A 15,484-nucleotide genomic window follows, 5' to 3' on the forward strand; every position below is an offset into this window, starting at 1 on the left:
CGACAAACAAAAAATATATTACAATAAAAAAAATAGCCTTTATTGCTAAAAGCGAATGATTATTTTCTTCTATATTAATGTGTATATACAAAAAGACTCCTATTTGTAACGATAGGAGTCTTGGCTTTATTAGAATTTTGCAGCAAGATCTTTTGCTTCTTGTAAACCTTTTTCAACGATTTCTTGCGCTTGATCAGGTGCTGCGTTATGTCCTTCGATGACAACTGTGTGCAAGTCTTGAACACCCCAGAAACCAAGAACTGTTTTCATGAAGTTTAATGACATTTCAAGTGCAGCCATTGGTCCTTCTGAGTAGACACCGCCGCGAGCGTTAAGAAGCGCAACTTTTTTGCCGCCCATTAAACCGACTGGTCCTTCTTGTGTGTATTTGAATGTAACGCCTGCGCGAGACAGATAATCAACATAAGTATGAAGCACTGCTGGCACTGTGAAGTTCCAAAGCGGGAATGCGAAAACAACTTTGTCAGCTTTTACAAACTGGTTCAGATATTTGTCAGCAATTGCTGCTTGTTTTTTCTCATCTTCTGTCATTTCCATTCCTTGACCTGCTTTAAATGTTCCGTTAATCATATCTCTGCCAAGGTAAGGAAGGTTTTCCTTATGAAGATCTAATTCAACCACTTCATCATTAGGGTTGTTTTCTTTATAAGCAGCTAAGAAAGCTTCGTAAAGTTTAGTTGAAACGCCTTCTTCAGCTGTACGGTCGCTTGATTTTACAAATAAAACTGTAGACATTTGTATTCCTCCCGGTAAACTTTTTATATTTACTTACAAATAGTATGTTACTTTCTTTTTTACGTAAAGTCAATCACTTTATTTTGAATATGAGATTTTTTTTCAAAAAAAAGCAAGTACATCTAATATCGGTGTACTTGCTTGGCATTTTTACTTCGAATCTTGTTCACGATCCAAGATTTCATACGTCTGCGAGCTTTTTTGATCAATTGTTTCTTTGTTGGATAAGTCTTTTACCTGTTCATGAAACTCTCTTTCATAAGAAGGAGCATCTGTCTCCAGATCATCCTCCACATCAGCTTGGGCCTCAACTGTCATTCTTGCATAAGGAACAGCTTCAAGTCTTTCGTAAGGAATCTCTTGGCCGGTTTTTTCACACACGCCATAAGTTCCGTCTTTCATCTTTTGTAATGCACGGTTGACCTCCTCTAACAGCTCCCGGTCAATCTCTTTCACTGTTTGGTCTGTCATCCGGTCTGTGACGAGCGTCCCGTGGTCTGCCATATGGTTGTCAACCCCATTGGAAAGCTCCCCCACTTCTTCCGTCATTGATTCTGTTTCCTTTTTCTCGCCAGACAATTCTTTTTGCATATCGAGCAATTTATGATAGAGATGCTGTGTTTGTTCTTTTGTCAGTGCCATGTATATCCTCTCCTTTCTATCCTGTTTCCCGTTTTGCCTTCTGTCAAACATGGAAACATCGATGGAAAGATGAGCTACTGCCTTTTTGAACGGATCGTGACCGCTGGCGTCGATGGTGCTTCGGGTTTTCGTTGGCACTTTTTGTCCTTCTCTTCTGGCGGTATATAATAGGTTGCGCCTATATTTAATCTGCCGCTCAGTTCATCAATGGTCAGCTCGCCGAATTCAAGATGATAGTCAACTTTTTCGACATTCAGCGTTTCAATATGTATATAGGTTTCTTCAGACTCTTGTTTGCTGCTTTGTTTTTGTTTCTCAATCACTGAGAGTCTTTCTTCACATTCACGCAGTTTGTCAAGTTCTGGTTTCAAGCAATGCCTGATCAGCGACCGGAACATTTTTTTCATGACATCACGACCCTTTGCATACTCCTCTTTCGTCTACATATATAATGAGGTATATCCCATAGAAAGGAGAGGTTTTCATGCTTCCGACTAACATCAATATTTCTCATCTCAAGACTAACTCGATAGGCACCGGCTCATCCCTTACCTTTGGTTCTGCGGAGTTAAGGAACAGGTGCTCTGCTATCAAAAGAAATAACGGTTTTGGGGAACAAAATGCAGATGGTATTGTTATGGTCATTCCGATTGAATCAATTGATGACCGTGATGTGTCAGATGCACTCAGTATGAAAATCAATCATCAATAACAATGGTTTTCGCTTGACCTTCGTCTTTTTGAATAGTGATGTATAGGATTCCGTCTTTAAAAATGGCATTCATCTTTCCATGAAGATGATCGGAAAGCGGAATTTTCTTTTCAAAACTTCCGTATTTCCCTTCTTTTTGGCGAAAGTCCTGTTCATTAAAATAGGAAAAGCGCTGCCCCTTCACCACTAAATAATCTCCGTACGATAATATGTGAACGTCTTGTTTACGGTAGCCTGGAAGATAAATTAAAAACTGCACTTCCGCAACGGTATCTACAATATCCATGCTCGGAAATGAAGCATCTCCTTTCCCTCGCTGATCTTGCTGCGCAAACGGAAACGGAGATTGGCCATTTGTCATAAAAGGGGTTTTTTGGTCTTCATCAAATACCTGTTTCCAAAAGTCACCGCCGTACATCTGCTGTGCGAATTCCATCCACTGCTTCATCTTTTCGAAATCCATTTGAAGCCCCCTGTCTTAACATACTTTATAACCGCCAGCATACAACTATAGAAAGGAGGTTTGCCTGTGGTTCAACCAACTCCGTATATCAATATTAATATTTTCATGCTGAAAATTAATTCCTTTGAAAATGCTTCAGCGGTTAACGTAGGACAAAATTTATTGGCAGAATGGCAAAATTCAGATAAAAAAAATCAAGGCTACGGACAGAATTTTGGAGATGCGAGCGGATTTATGGGCACGAGAAGCCATGTGGATGACAGAGACCAAATTGATTCTCCGGCCTCTTTTGAAAGTGAAGCGGTTAACTCCTCAATCAAAAGGAAGTGATGAGATGTTCTTTTCACCCTCCGTCGTAAATGTCGGCGGATTTAAAATCAATACGATGGATCGAGGTTCCTCTTTAACACTCGGTCCGTATCAGCAGGTCGATTACTTTTTATCAGCTAAAATAAATCAAGGGTTTGGAGAAGAAAATGGCGACTTTACTCCTCTTGTCGTGCCGATTTCAAATGTATTAGATGCAGATCTTGTTGATTCGAACTCAGCGAAAAACAGTGTGGTGTAATAAGAACAGGGCGCACATGCCCTGTTCTTGTTTTTATATATAAAAAAAGCCTAACCATTTTTTGAACGGCTGGCTCATCAAATATTCAGCTGCACAAATGCTTTGTCAGCACCGCCTGAACCTCGCTTAAATCGGTGTCTTTCGCAAATTCTAATTCGAAAGTTTTGCTTCTTGTCATCAATAAAAGCCCAGTGTCCGGATCAAACATTCCCGCTTCTTGGATGGCAAAGCTTTCAATTGTTTTATATGGAAGAAATACACGAACCTTCTTTTTAGAAAACATTTTATTGTCAAAGAAAATGATCCGCTTATTTGTAAAGCAAATTTGGTCCACTCGGAGCTTATAAATCGATTCTATTCTTTCCCCTTCAACGAGCAAAGCCTCAAGCTTCTTTGCGTCCGTTGATCTGCTAACAGAAAAAATACCCAATGAAGAACCCCTCTTTCTGCATTTATCTATTTGTTTTATCATTCACTACATAAAAATAAGTCCTTTATCCCTATATAAGAATACGACATAGAAGACATTTAAACCATTACGAACAGATTACATTTTTCAAATTTTTGATTTGTTTTTTGGCTTTTAAGCTGTTGTCATCAAGTAATACGCACATATAGAGAAAAAAGTTTCAATATTCAGCAATGTTTTTATAAAAAAGTGGTTTTTAATGATTTTTTTAATTTTGTTTTATATTTCCTGTTTTAACCACAAAAAAACCGCAGCTGAGCTGCGGTTTTATGTATCGACTGCTTTTAACAAAATCTGTTTGATGCTTCAAGGAAGCATTACATCTCTTCGAAGTATTCTTTATAATAGCCGCCGACTTTATTCGTATTGTCGACCACAAAGAGAAACTCCTCTGTTTCATTTTTTACTTCATATTCTTTTCCCGGCGTTAAAACGCGGTTTACGATATATTTTTTTGCGTTTGTCTGCACACACTTTACTTTTTTAATGGTTTCTTTTTCAAGCCAATTTTTATGAATCATGATGAAATCTCCTTTTCTTATCTATAAGCTTATTGTAGCTTTTTTCTTTTGTAAATTGCAATATCGGTTATTCATTGATTTTGCCTTGATTTCTATTATAGAATGTTTGTATACGCTTACGTTTGAAGCAACTATCACAGCTTATTTCTGCTATTCAATCCAGGAATCAATGTGCTATCACCAAGAATCTCAGAACAGACCATAAAAAATGACTGGAGGTTTGTTACGGATGAGTTCTTTAACGATGCAAGTGACGAAAAGGCTGGAGACATTTTTACAGGGAACAAAGAAGCTTTATATTGACGGAAAGTTTGTTCCGAGTGCCTCAGGGGCAACCTTTGACACTCCAAACCCGGCGACCGGCGAAACCTTGATGACGCTGTATGAAGCCCAGGCTGCGGATGTGGACAAAGCTGTTAAAGCTGCCCGGAAAGCCTTTGACCAAGGTGAATGGAGAACAATGTCTCCAGCTTCGAGAAGCAGACTGATGTATAAGCTGGCAGACTTAATGGAAGAGCATAAAACTGAGCTTGCTCAGCTTGAAACACTTGATAATGGGAAACCGATCAATGAAACGACTAATGGAGATATTCCGCTGGCTATTGAGCATATGCGCTATTACGCCGGCTGGTGTACAAAAATAACAGGACAGACGATTCCGGTTTCCGGCGCTTATTTTAATTATACGCGTCATGAGCCTGTCGGTGTCGTCGGCCAGATCATTCCATGGAATTTCCCGCTCCTGATGGCGATGTGGAAAATGGGCGCGGCACTTGCAACAGGCTGTACAATCGTCCTCAAACCGGCTGAACAAACACCGCTTTCAGCTCTTTATTTGGCAGAATTAATTGACCAAGCCGGTTTCCCTGCCGGTGTAATCAACATCATCCCAGGATTCGGTGAAGATGCGGGAGAAGCGCTGACGAACCACGAAGCGGTTGATAAAATTGCCTTTACCGGTTCCACTGAAATCGGAAAGAAAATCATGTCCACCGCAGCGAAAAGCATTAAGCGTGTGACATTGGAGCTGGGCGGAAAATCGCCTAATATTCTTCTGCCGGATGCGAATTTAAAAAAAGCCATCCCGGGCGCTTTAAACGGTGTGATGTTTAACCAGGGCCAAGTCTGCTGTGCGGGCTCACGTGTCTTCATTCATAAAGACCAATATGATGAAGTTGTTGATGAAATGGCATCCTATGCTGAGTCACTCCGCCAAGGAGCGGGACTTCATAAAGATACTCAAATCGGGCCTCTCGTAAGCAAGGAACAGCATGAGCGCGTTCTTTCCTATATTCAAAAAGGAAAAGATGAAGGAGCAAAAGCAGTGACCGGCGGAAGCTGTCCTTTTGAAGCAGGATATTTTGTCGCACCGACTGTGTTTGCGAATGTTGAAGACGAAATGACCATCGCAAAAGAAGAAATTTTCGGACCCGTGCTGACTGCAATTCCGTACGAAACAGTCGATGAAGTTATTGAACGGGCAAACCATTCAGAATATGGGCTTGCAGCCGGACTATGGACAGAGAACGTCAAGCAGGCTCACTATATCGCGGACCGACTTCAAGCCGGAACCGTTTGGGTCAACTGCTATAATGTGTTTGACGCGGCGTCTCCATTTGGCGGTTATAAACAGTCAGGACTCGGACGAGAAATGGGATCATATGCCTTGGATAATTACACAGAAGTCAAAAGTGTATGGGTAAACCTTGAAGACTAACATGTATGTTTAAAAAACTGCTGCCTGCCAGCAGTTTTTTTCTTTCTGTAATGGCAGTAAAAGACGCTGAATATATATGCTTCTGAAGGAGTTGAGCGTGATGGGCACACTTCAGGAGAAAGTGAGGCGTTTTCAAAAGAAAACCATTACCGAGTTAAGAGACAGGCAAAATGCTGATGGTTCATGGACATTTTGCTTTGAAGGACCAATCATGACAAATTCCTTTTTTATTTTGCTCCTTACCTCACTAGATGAAGGCGAAAATGAAAAAGAACTGATATCATCCCTTGCAGCCGGCATTCATGCAAAACAGCAGCCAGACGGCACATTTATCAACTATCCCGATGAAACGCGCGGAAATCTAACGGCTACCGTCCAAGGATATGTCGGGATGCTGGCTTCAGGATGTTTTCACAGAACTGAGCCGCACATGAAGAAAGCTGAACAATTTATCATCTCACATGGCGGTTTGAGACATGTTCATTTTATGACAAAATGGATGCTTGCCGCGAACGGGCTTTATCCTTGGCCTGCTTTGTATTTACCATTATCACTCATGGCGCTCCCCCCAACATTGCCGATTCATTTCTATCAGTTCAGCTCATATGCCCGTATTCATTTTGCTCCTATGGCTGTAACACTCAATCAGCGATTTGTCCTTATTAACCGCAATATTTCATCTCTTCACCATCTCGATCCGCACATGACAAAAAATCCTTTCACTTGGCTTCGGTCTGATGCTTTCGAAGAAAGAGATCTCACGTCTATTTTGTTACATTGGAAACGCGTTTTTCATGCACCATTTGCTTTTCAGCAGCTGGGCCTACAGACAGCTAAAACGTATATGCTGGACCGGATTGAAAAAGATGGAACATTATACAGCTATGCGAGCGCAACCATATATATGGTTTACAGCCTTCTGTCACTTGGTGTGTCACGCTATTCTCCTATTATCAGGAGGGCGATTACCGGCATTAAATCACTGGTGACTAAATGCAACGGGATTCCTTATCTGGAAAACTCTACTTCAACTGTTTGGGATACAGCTTTAATAAGCTATGCCCTTCAAAAAAATGGTGTGACCGAAACGGATGGCTCTGTTACAAAAGCAGCCGACTTTTTGCTAGAACGCCAGCATACCAAAATAGCAGATTGGTCTGTCAAAAATCCAAATTCAGTTCCTGGCGGCTGGGGGTTTTCAAACATTAATACAAATAACCCTGACTGTGACGACACTACAGCCGTTTTAAAGGCGATTCCCCGCAATCATTCTCCTGCAGCATGGGAGCGGGGGGTATCTTGGCTTTTATCGATGCAAAACAATGACGGCGGATTTTCTGCTTTCGAAAAAAATGTGAACCATCCACTGATCCGCCTTCTGCCGCTTGAATCCGCCGAGGACGCTGCAGTTGACCCTTCAACCGCCGACCTCACCGGACGTGTACTGCACTTTTTAGGCGAGAAAGTTGGCTTCACAGAAAAACATCAACATATTCAACGCGCAGTGAAGTGGCTTTTCGAACATCAGGAACAAAATGGGTCTTGGTACGGCAGATGGGGTGTTTGCTACATTTACGGCACTTGGGCTGCTCTTACTGGTATGCATGCATGCGGGGTTGACCGAAAGCATCCCGGTATACAAAAGGCTCTGCGTTGGCTCAAATCCATACAAAATGATGACGGAAGCTGGGGAGAATCCTGCAAAAGCGCCGAAATCAAAACATATGTACCGCTTCATAGAGGAACCATTGTACAAACGGCCTGGGCTTTAGACGCTTTGCTCACATATGAAAATTCCGAACATCCGTCTGTTGTGAAAGGCATGCAATACCTTACCGACAGCAGTTCGCATAGCGCCGATAGCCTCGCGTATCCAGCAGGGATCGGATTGCCGAAGCAATTTTATATTCGCTATCACAGTTATCCATATGTATTCTCTTTGCTGGCTGTCGGGAAGTATTTAGATTCTATTGAAAAGGAGACAGCAAATGAAACGTGAATCTTATCAAGCGGAGATGTTCAATTGGTGTGAAGCCCTGAAAGATCAGATTCAAAAGCGAGGTCAGCTTGACCAGTTTGAAGATCAAATCGACAAGATGATTGAGGCTCTGGAAGATGACCAAACAACAGAAGAAGATTGGTATAAACAGGCCGCTGCCCTTTATCGGGATATTACAGAATCAGATGATACAAGTGAAAGACGCGCTTATGTCCCTATAGGGAAACACGTGCTGCCAAAGCTTCCTTACAAATACTCCGCCTTAGAACCTTATATATCACGCGATATTATGATCCTTCATCATACAAAACATCATCAAAGCTATGTCGATGGCCTGAACAAAGCAGAATCAGAGCTTAAAAAAGCGAGAGCGACAAAGAATTATGACTTAATCACTCATTGGGAAAGAGAGCTTGCGTTCCATGGAGCAGGCCATTATTTGCATAGTATTTTTTGGTTTTCTATGCATCCAAACGGAAAACGGCGTCCTACAGGGGCATTGTTCCAAATGATAGACCTTTCATTTGGAAGCTATTCCGCTTTTAAAGAACATTTTACCCAGGCCTCTAAAAAAGTGGAAGGCGTCGGCTGGGCCATTCTGGTCTGGGCACCTCGATCAGGACGGCTGGAGATTTTAACGGCAGAAAAACACCAGCTCTTTAGCCAATGGGATGTGATCCCCCTTTTACCGCTTGACGTATGGGAGCATGCCTACTATTTGCAATACAAAAATGACCGGGCCAGCTATGTCGATCACTGGTGGAATGTCGTGGATTGGCGCGAGGCTGAAAAACGTTTTGAGCAGGCAAAAGAAGTCGTTTGGAAGCTCTATTAAAAAAAGCCCCCTTTCCTCGGGGGCTTCGTGTGTTAAAAAATACCTATCACATGCAAAAACACGATGATGATGGCAACAGGAGATAGATATCGAATGAGCAGCAGCCAAACCGCAAACCACTTTCGTTTGAGATTGGAACCGCTTTTCAGCTCGTCAAACAAATCCTGTTTCGGTATTTTTAGCGGAACAAAAATCGAAATCAGTAACGCACCTAACGGCATTAAAATATTGCTCACAAGATAGTCAGCCGCATCAAAAATAGACAGATGAAATATAGTGACGTCACTTAAGACACCGTATGATAATGCAGACGGCACACCGACAATAAAAATAGCAATACCGCCTAACCAAGCGAATCGTTTTCTCTTATTGATATCGCCTTTCGACAGTACTGCGACCAAAATTTCCAGCATTGAAAAAGCAGATGTCAATGCAGCAAATAAAAATAGAAGTAAAAATGCTAATAAAAAGATAATTCCGAACGGCATTTGATTAAACACAGTCGGCAGAACGTTAAATAACAGAACCGGGCCTTGGTCTGGCTTGAGGCCGAATGAAAATACAGCTGGAAAAATCGCAATTCCGGCCATTACAGCAACAAGCATGTTCATAACAGTTACAGATACAGCGGACTGTACCAGATTTTCCTGTTTCTCTAAATAAGCGCTATACGTTACCATGACAGATACACCGACACTTAATAAGAAAAAGGATTGTCCCATTGCATATAAAATGGTATTGGCATCAATTGCAGTTAAATCAGGCATGAGGAAAAATTTGATTCCTTCCATCGCGCCATCAAGTGTAACCGAACGCACCATTAAAATGATGAATAATAGAAAAAGCGCCGGCATTAATACTTGGCTTGCTTTTTCAATTCCGCTGCTTACCCCTTTTGCAACAACTAAAATTGTTACCACCATAAAGAGCAGCTGGCCTCCTACAGCCAAATAAGGATTTGAAATGGTACTTGCAAATATCGTATCAAAACCAGATGTTTGCGATAAACCGCCAGTGAAGCCTTTTATAATATAAATTAAAATCCATCCGCCTACGACACTGTAGAAAGATAGAAGAATAAAGCACGTCACCATGCCTAAATAACCGATCCAATGCCACTTCGTTCCTGGAGCAAGTGTTTTATAGGACTGAACGGCATCTTTCTGTGTTCTTCTGCCTATGATGAATTCACCTAACAATAAAGGCAGTCCGATTAAAACCGTAAATAAAATAAAAATAAGTAAAAATGCGCCTCCTCCGCTGGTTCCGGCAACATATGGGAATTTCCATATCGCACCAAGCCCGATAGCTGATCCTGCCGCGGCTAAAATAAAGCCGAGCTTCGAAGACCATTGATTTGCTTCCTTCACCGTATCACTCCTATTTGATCTAACCATTATAAAGGTTCATTGTAAGAATATCTTCCTATATAGTCAAGAACATTTTAATTAGTTTACATCATATATCTATAGACATCTGCCAAAAACTAATATTGAATTATTCAGAAAATTATTTATAATAAGAGAATGTTATGAAATTTGTAAGAATTTCTGCTGAAGTTCTTGATAAGTGTGTTAGGAGTGTTTTTATGGACATCATTAGAAAAATAAGCCATTTTGCAGGACAAACCTTTGGCATATGGGTCATTGTTTTTGCAGTGCTGGGATTTTCTTTCCCATCTTTATTTACGTGGATCAGTTCTTATATTACGATTTTTCTCGGCATTATCATGTTTGGGATGGGCCTTACACTGCAAGCCGATGATTTCAAAGAGCTGGTCAGAAAGCCTTGGCAAGTTATTATTGGAGTAATAGCTCAGTATACGATCATGCCGCTCGTTGCTTTCGGCCTCGCATTTGGGCTTCATCTTCCAGCTGAAATCGCAGTTGGTGTTATTCTTGTCGGCTGCTGTCCCGGGGGAACTGCATCTAATGTTATGACATTCTTAGCAAAAGGAAATACTGCCCTTTCTGTTGCGGTTACGACAATTTCTACCTTATTGGCACCTGTTGTAACACCGTTGTTGATTATGCTGTTTGCCAAAGAATGGCTTCCTGTCTCGCCGGGGTCTTTGTTTATCTCAATCTTACAGGCGGTTTTATTTCCGATCATTGCAGGTCTGATTGTCAAAATGTTTTTCAGAAAACAAGTGGCAAAAGCCGTACATGCCCTTCCGCTTGTTTCTGTCATTGGCATCGTTGCGATTGTCTCAGCTGTCGTCAGCGGCAATCGGGAAAATCTGCTTCAATCGGGGTTGCTCATTTTTTCAGTTGTTATCCTGCATAACGGTATCGGTTATTTACTGGGGTTTCTTTGTGCAAAGCTTTTAAAAATGGATTACCCGTCTCAAAAAGCGATTGCAATCGAAGTCGGCATGCAAAACTCCGGGCTTGGGGCTGCACTTGCCACGGCTCATTTCTCACCGCTATCTGCCGTACCAAGCGCAATATTCAGTGTGTGGCATAACCTTTCAGGTTCTATGCTTGCAACATATTGGTCAAAAAAAGTGAAAAAGAAGCAAGCTGGATCCAAAAGCAGCAATCTATCACTTTAAATATGCATCAAAAAGGGTACATCACTTTATCGTGATGTACCCTTTTTTATTATCCTTCTAATAAAAGCTGTTCAGGATCTTCCAGTAAATTTTTGATTGTCACGAGGAAACCAACCGCTTCTTTACCGTCTACAATTCGGTGATCATAAGATAAAGCGATATACATCATCGGACGGTTTTCGAAACGCTCTTCATCAATGGCTACAGGGCGCAGCTGAATCTTATGCATGCCCAGTATACCGACTTGCGGGCTGTTTAAAATTGGAGTTGACATCAATGAACCGAAAGTCCCTCCGTTTGTAATCGTGAAGGAGCCTCCCTGAAGCTCGCTAAGGGTTAATTTATTGTTTCTTGCTTTTTTCGCAAGCTCGCCGATCTCTTTTTCGATTCCTGCAAATGTCAGGCGATCCGCATCCCGTACAACCGGAACGACAAGACCTTCATCAGCAGCAACAGCGATTCCGATATCGTAGAATTTTTTAACGATCAACTCATCGCCTTGAATTTCTGCATTCAACAGCGGATATTTTTTCAATGCAGCCACGACCGCTTTCGTGAAGAAAGACATAAAGCCGAGCTTCACTTCATTTTGCTCAAAAAATTGATCTTTGCGGCGTTTTCTGAGATTCATGACAGCCGTCATGTCCACTTCATTAAATGTAGTCAGCATCGCTGATGTTTGCTGTACCTCTACAAGGCGTTTTGCAATCGTTTGTCTGCGGCGTGACATTTTTTGCACTTCAACAGGTTTGTCAAAGCTTTGCTGTGCTTTTTGAGCCTGAGGCTGCTGCTTTTGCTGAGGAGCCGGTTTTGATGCCGGTTTTTCGTACGCTTCGACATCCTGCTTGCGCACTCTTCCAAGCGGATCTCCAGTTGGAACTTGAGACAGGTCAATTCCTTTTTCTCTCGCAAGCTTACGGGCCGACGGAGAAGCGATCGTTCTTGATTTTGCTTCAGATTGTGCTTCCTCGCTCACCTCTTGTGCAGCTGGTTCAGCCTGTTTCTCTTCTTTTACGCTTTCCTTGCTTTCTGTTTTCTCTGTAGGAGCAGGGGCAGAACTTTCACCCGCGCCTTCTGAAATCGTACCGATAATTTCTCCGACCTGGACGGTATCACCCGAATCTTTCAATACCTCTTGAAGTACACCCGATTCTTCTGCTGTCAATTCAACATTCACTTTATCCGTTTCTAGTTCAAGCAGATATTCACCCTGTTCTACATAGTCACCAGGCTGCTTTAACCATTGGGCTATTGTTCCTTCTGAGATTGATTCTGCTAATTCAGGTACCTTAATTTCCGCCATTTTTTCATTTCCCCCTTAGTTTTTGCGAGTCAAGCTATCAGATACAATACGTTCCTGTTCTTTTTTATGAACTGTCGGATCTCCCTCTGCAGGGCTGGATCGTCTTCTTCGTCCAATATATTGAACGCTTACTCCCTCTGGTGCAATCTCTGTCAAATACGGGCTGATATAACCCCAAGCCCCCATGTTCTGCGGCTCTTCCTGCACCCAAACGATTTCTTTCAGGTTCGGAAGTTTTGCAAATAATTCTTTGACTCCTTTTGCCGGGAATGGATACAGCTGTTCGATTCTCGCAATGTGAAGCCACTCTTTACCGTCTTCTAACTTATTAAAATGATCGCTAATGTCTATAGACACTTTACCGCTGGATAATACAAGTCTGGTTACTTTTTCATAGTCATGAGAAAGTCCCGACTGTTCATAAACAGGCTGGAAGCGGCTTTCGCTGAGCTCCTGCACTTCCGACACCGTATTTGGGTTGCGAAGAAGGCTCTTCGGCGTCATAATGACGAGCGGTCTGATTTCTTCACGAAGCAGCATTTTAGCCTGTCTTCTTAAAATATGGAAATACTGTGCCGCGCTTGTCAGGTTGGCAACCGTCCAGTTGTTTTCCGCTGCAAGCTGCAGGAATCGCTCAATTCTTCCGCTTGAGTGCTCAGGCCCCTGTCCCTCGTAACCGTGCGGGAGCAGCATGACTAATCCGGATTTTTGGCCCCATTTCGCGCGTCCGGCAGAAATAAATTGGTCAAAATACACTTGAGCAGCGTTGGCAAAATCTCCGTACTGTGCTTCCCACAAAACAAGCGTTTCCGGTGAATGCACGTTATAGCCGTATTCAAAACCGAGAACCGATCCTTCAGACAGCGGGCTGTTATGAACAGCAAATGATGTGCTGCAGTCAGATAAGTGATGAAGCGGCACAAATTCTTTGCCCGTCTCACTGTCATGAAGCACAAGGTTTCTTTGGGCGAACGTTCCGCGCTCGGAATCCTGTCCTGTTAAACGAATCGGTGTTCCGTCTTTCAAAATTGAAGCAAACGCGAGTGATTCTGCCAAAGACCATTCCACTTTTCTGTCATCATCGAACGCCTTGGCGCGTCTTTCTAAAATGCGCTTTAGCTTGCCGAAAACATTAAATGACTCCGGCCAGTTGATCAATTCGCCATTCAGCTTGCGGAGCACATCAAAATCAATCGAAGTGTCCACATCTGGGAAACCGTTTGATACAGGCTCTGGAAGTTCAATTTCACAAGCAGTGTGTTCCTTTTTAGACGGAACTTTCTGATATGCATCCTCAATGCGCTTCGTTACCGATTTTTCGATGTTTTGAACGACTTCCTCGGTAACCACGCCTTCTTTTACCAGCTTTTCAGCGAAAATTTGTTTGACGGTCGGATGCTTTCTGACAGCATCATACAGCATTGGCTGAGTGGTTGACGGTTCATCCATTTCGTTGTGTCCATAGCGTCTGTACCCGATCAAATCAATCAGAAAATCCTTGTTGAATGTTTTTCGGTATTCGACCGCAAACTTAACAGCTGAAAGACAAGCTTCAGGATCGTCCGCATTCACGTGAACAATCGGAATTTCATAACCCTTGGCCAGGTCGCTGGCATATTTTGTCGATCTGGATTCAGCGCTTTCTGTTGTGAATCCGATCATGTTATTGGCGATAATATGAATCGCACCGCCTACTTGATACCCTTTTAAAGAGCTTAAATTCAATGTTTCAGCTACAATTCCTTCCCCAGGGAATGCAGCGTCTCCATGGATTAAAATGGCCAGCGATTTTGTTTCATCTTGTACCGGGTATCCGCTTTGTGTTCGCGTTTCCTGTGCCGCTCTTGTGCTGCCTTCAACAATCGGATTGATAAATTCCAAGTGGCTCGGGTTGTTCGCTAACGTAATGCGCGCTGATTTTGTTTCAGCGTCTTGAAGCTCCCGATTCGCCCCCAAATGGTATTTGACATCCCCCGTCCATCCGTAGCTGATTCCAATGGATCCCTCAGACGGTACAAGATCTTTGTTCGGCGCATGCTGGAATTCAGAGAAGATGATTTCATACGGTTTGCCGAGCACATGTGCCAAGACATTCAGGCGTCCCCTGTGCGCCATCCCGATGTTGACACTTGTCGTGCCTGATTTGACAGATTGTGCAATAATGTCATCAAGCACTGGAACAAGAGCGTCCAGACCCTCAATGGAAAAGCGCTTCTGCCCGACGAATGTGCGGTGCAAAAACTGCTCAAAGCCCTCTACTTCTGTCAATCTTTCCAGCACAGCTGACAGCTTTTCAGCTGAGTTCTTCTGGAACAGCTCGCCAGATTCAATCTTTCTTGTCAGCCACTCGCGCTCTTTGAAGTCATGCACATGGTCAAATTCAAAAGAGATGGTTCTTTTATACGTATTTCGTAAATACTGAATGGCTTCTAAACCGTTCGAAATGTTTTTAGGAGCGTCTTTGCAGATGACAGACGCAGGTATTGCTTTTATTTCCTCTTCTGTTAGCCCGTAATCGGATAATGGAAAAAGTTCGCTCTTTTTCTCATCCTTTCTGAGCGGATTGACGGAAGCGTTCAAATGGCCATAGGTTCGGATATCTTCTGCAAGTCTGACTGCGGATGCGATCTTTTGAATCAGATCGGCTGTAACACGTCCCTTTTCTTTTGTTCCCGAGGCCTCTTTTATATCGCTTGGCGGAGCACCGAGCTCGTCGAACATTTCCTTCAAATCCGGGTCAATGCTGTTCGGATCCTGGGTATACTGATCGTAAAGCTCCAGCGCATAGCCGAGGTTCGGACCGTAAAAATCTTCCCAATTCATTCGTTGTTTCATACTATTTTGAAACATTTGAATATTACCCCCAACTTAAATAATCAAGTGATTGATTCACTATCTTGAAATAACTTTCGAACGCTGTGTCCAAAATTATGTAATAAAAACGC

Annotated in this window: 16 protein-coding genes; 7 read left to right on the forward strand and 9 right to left on the reverse strand. The window is 42.6% G+C overall.

The window, feature by feature from the left end:
* Nucleotides 1-129: 129 nt before the first annotated feature.
* The 3 genes from azoJ to NST22_RS10640 all read right to left on the reverse strand — a co-directional run bounded on the left by azoJ (nt 130) and on the right by NST22_RS10640 (nt 1,805).
* On the reverse strand, nt 130-756 hold the full coding sequence (gene azoJ, locus NST22_RS10630; protein WP_003231260.1) for an FMN-dependent NADH-azoreductase AzoJ: 627 nt from the start codon (nt 754-756) through the stop codon (nt 130-132).
* A 150-nt stretch (nt 757-906) separates the two neighbouring features.
* Nucleotides 907-1,398: a TraR/DksA family transcriptional regulator gene (locus tag NST22_RS10635; protein WP_003231259.1), complete on the reverse strand. Its 492-nt coding sequence runs from the start codon at nt 1,396-1,398 to the stop codon at nt 907-909.
* A 74-nt stretch (nt 1,399-1,472) separates the two neighbouring features.
* Nucleotides 1,473-1,805, reverse strand: coding sequence for a hypothetical protein (locus NST22_RS10640; RefSeq protein WP_003231257.1), 333 nt, complete (start codon nt 1,803-1,805; stop codon nt 1,473-1,475).
* Nucleotides 1,806-1,882: 77 nt separating this feature from the next.
* Between NST22_RS10640 and NST22_RS10645 the strand changes: the two genes are divergently transcribed.
* Nucleotides 1,883-2,110 (forward strand): hypothetical protein, encoded by a 228-nt coding sequence (locus NST22_RS10645; protein ID WP_004399329.1) that lies wholly within the window; start codon nt 1,883-1,885, stop codon nt 2,108-2,110.
* Here the strand turns inward: NST22_RS10645 and yocM are convergent.
* Entirely contained in the window at nt 2,097-2,573 is a 477-nt protein-coding gene (gene yocM, locus NST22_RS10650) for a salt stress-responsive protein YocM (protein WP_003231255.1), read from the reverse strand. The genes NST22_RS10645 and yocM overlap by 14 nt on opposite strands.
* A gap of 66 nt (nt 2,574-2,639) precedes the next feature.
* Between yocM and NST22_RS10655 the strand changes: the two genes are divergently transcribed.
* Entirely contained in the window at nt 2,640-2,903 is a 264-nt protein-coding gene (locus NST22_RS10655) for a hypothetical protein (protein ID WP_004399338.1), read from the forward strand.
* Between the two features lie 4 nt (nt 2,904-2,907).
* Nucleotides 2,908-3,141, forward strand: a complete 234-nt coding sequence (locus tag NST22_RS10660) for a hypothetical protein (RefSeq protein WP_003231251.1) — start codon at nt 2,908-2,910, stop codon at nt 3,139-3,141.
* Nucleotides 3,142-3,226: 85 nt separating this feature from the next.
* On the opposite strand, the gene NST22_RS10665 is transcribed toward NST22_RS10660, so the two are convergent.
* Complete coding sequence (locus NST22_RS10665; protein ID WP_003220141.1) at nt 3,227-3,571, reverse strand: PH domain-containing protein; 345 nt, start codon at nt 3,569-3,571, stop codon at nt 3,227-3,229.
* A gap of 356 nt (nt 3,572-3,927) precedes the next feature.
* Nucleotides 3,928-4,131, reverse strand: coding sequence for a DUF6501 family protein (locus NST22_RS10670; protein ID WP_003231245.1), 204 nt, complete (start codon nt 4,129-4,131; stop codon nt 3,928-3,930).
* A gap of 229 nt (nt 4,132-4,360) precedes the next feature.
* Here NST22_RS10670 and dhaS point away from each other — a divergent pair, with 229 nt between their 5' ends.
* From dhaS to NST22_RS10685, 3 genes are all read left to right on the forward strand, one after another.
* Nucleotides 4,361-5,848, forward strand: a complete 1,488-nt coding sequence (gene dhaS, locus NST22_RS10675; RefSeq protein ID WP_004399332.1) for an aldehyde dehydrogenase DhaS — start codon at nt 4,361-4,363, stop codon at nt 5,846-5,848.
* A gap of 100 nt (nt 5,849-5,948) precedes the next feature.
* Nucleotides 5,949-7,847, forward strand: a complete 1,899-nt coding sequence (gene sqhC, locus NST22_RS10680; protein WP_004399534.1) for a sporulenol synthase — start codon at nt 5,949-5,951, stop codon at nt 7,845-7,847.
* Nucleotides 7,837-8,682 (forward strand): superoxide dismutase, encoded by an 846-nt coding sequence (locus NST22_RS10685; RefSeq protein ID WP_004399227.1) that lies wholly within the window; start codon nt 7,837-7,839, stop codon nt 8,680-8,682. The genes sqhC and NST22_RS10685 overlap by 11 nt, the downstream gene beginning before the upstream one ends.
* Before the next feature lie 32 nt (nt 8,683-8,714).
* Here NST22_RS10685 and NST22_RS10690 read toward each other — a convergent pair whose 3' ends face one another.
* Nucleotides 8,715-10,052 carry a sodium-dependent transporter gene (locus NST22_RS10690; RefSeq protein ID WP_004399312.1) on the reverse strand — a complete coding sequence of 446 codons (1,338 nt, stop codon included), beginning with the start codon at nt 10,050-10,052 and terminating at the stop codon, nt 8,715-8,717.
* Between the two features lie 218 nt (nt 10,053-10,270).
* Between NST22_RS10690 and NST22_RS10695 the strand changes: the two genes are divergently transcribed.
* Nucleotides 10,271-11,236 (forward strand): bile acid:sodium symporter family protein, encoded by a 966-nt coding sequence (locus NST22_RS10695; RefSeq protein WP_004399225.1) that lies wholly within the window; start codon nt 10,271-10,273, stop codon nt 11,234-11,236.
* A 49-nt stretch (nt 11,237-11,285) separates the two neighbouring features.
* On the opposite strand, the gene odhB is transcribed toward NST22_RS10695, so the two are convergent.
* Complete coding sequence (odhB, locus tag NST22_RS10700) at nt 11,286-12,539, reverse strand: 2-oxoglutarate dehydrogenase complex dihydrolipoyllysine-residue succinyltransferase (RefSeq protein ID WP_004399364.1); 1,254 nt, start codon at nt 12,537-12,539, stop codon at nt 11,286-11,288.
* Between the two features lie 15 nt (nt 12,540-12,554).
* On the reverse strand, nt 12,555-15,389 hold the full coding sequence (sucA, locus tag NST22_RS10705; protein ID WP_004399330.1) for a 2-oxoglutarate dehydrogenase E1 component: 2,835 nt from the start codon (nt 15,387-15,389) through the stop codon (nt 12,555-12,557).
* Between the last annotated feature and the right edge of the window lie 95 nt (nt 15,390-15,484).

It is taken from the genome of Bacillus sp. PS237 (assembly GCF_037963345.1).
GTDB lineage: Bacteria > Bacillota > Bacilli > Bacillales > Bacillaceae > Bacillus > Bacillus subtilis.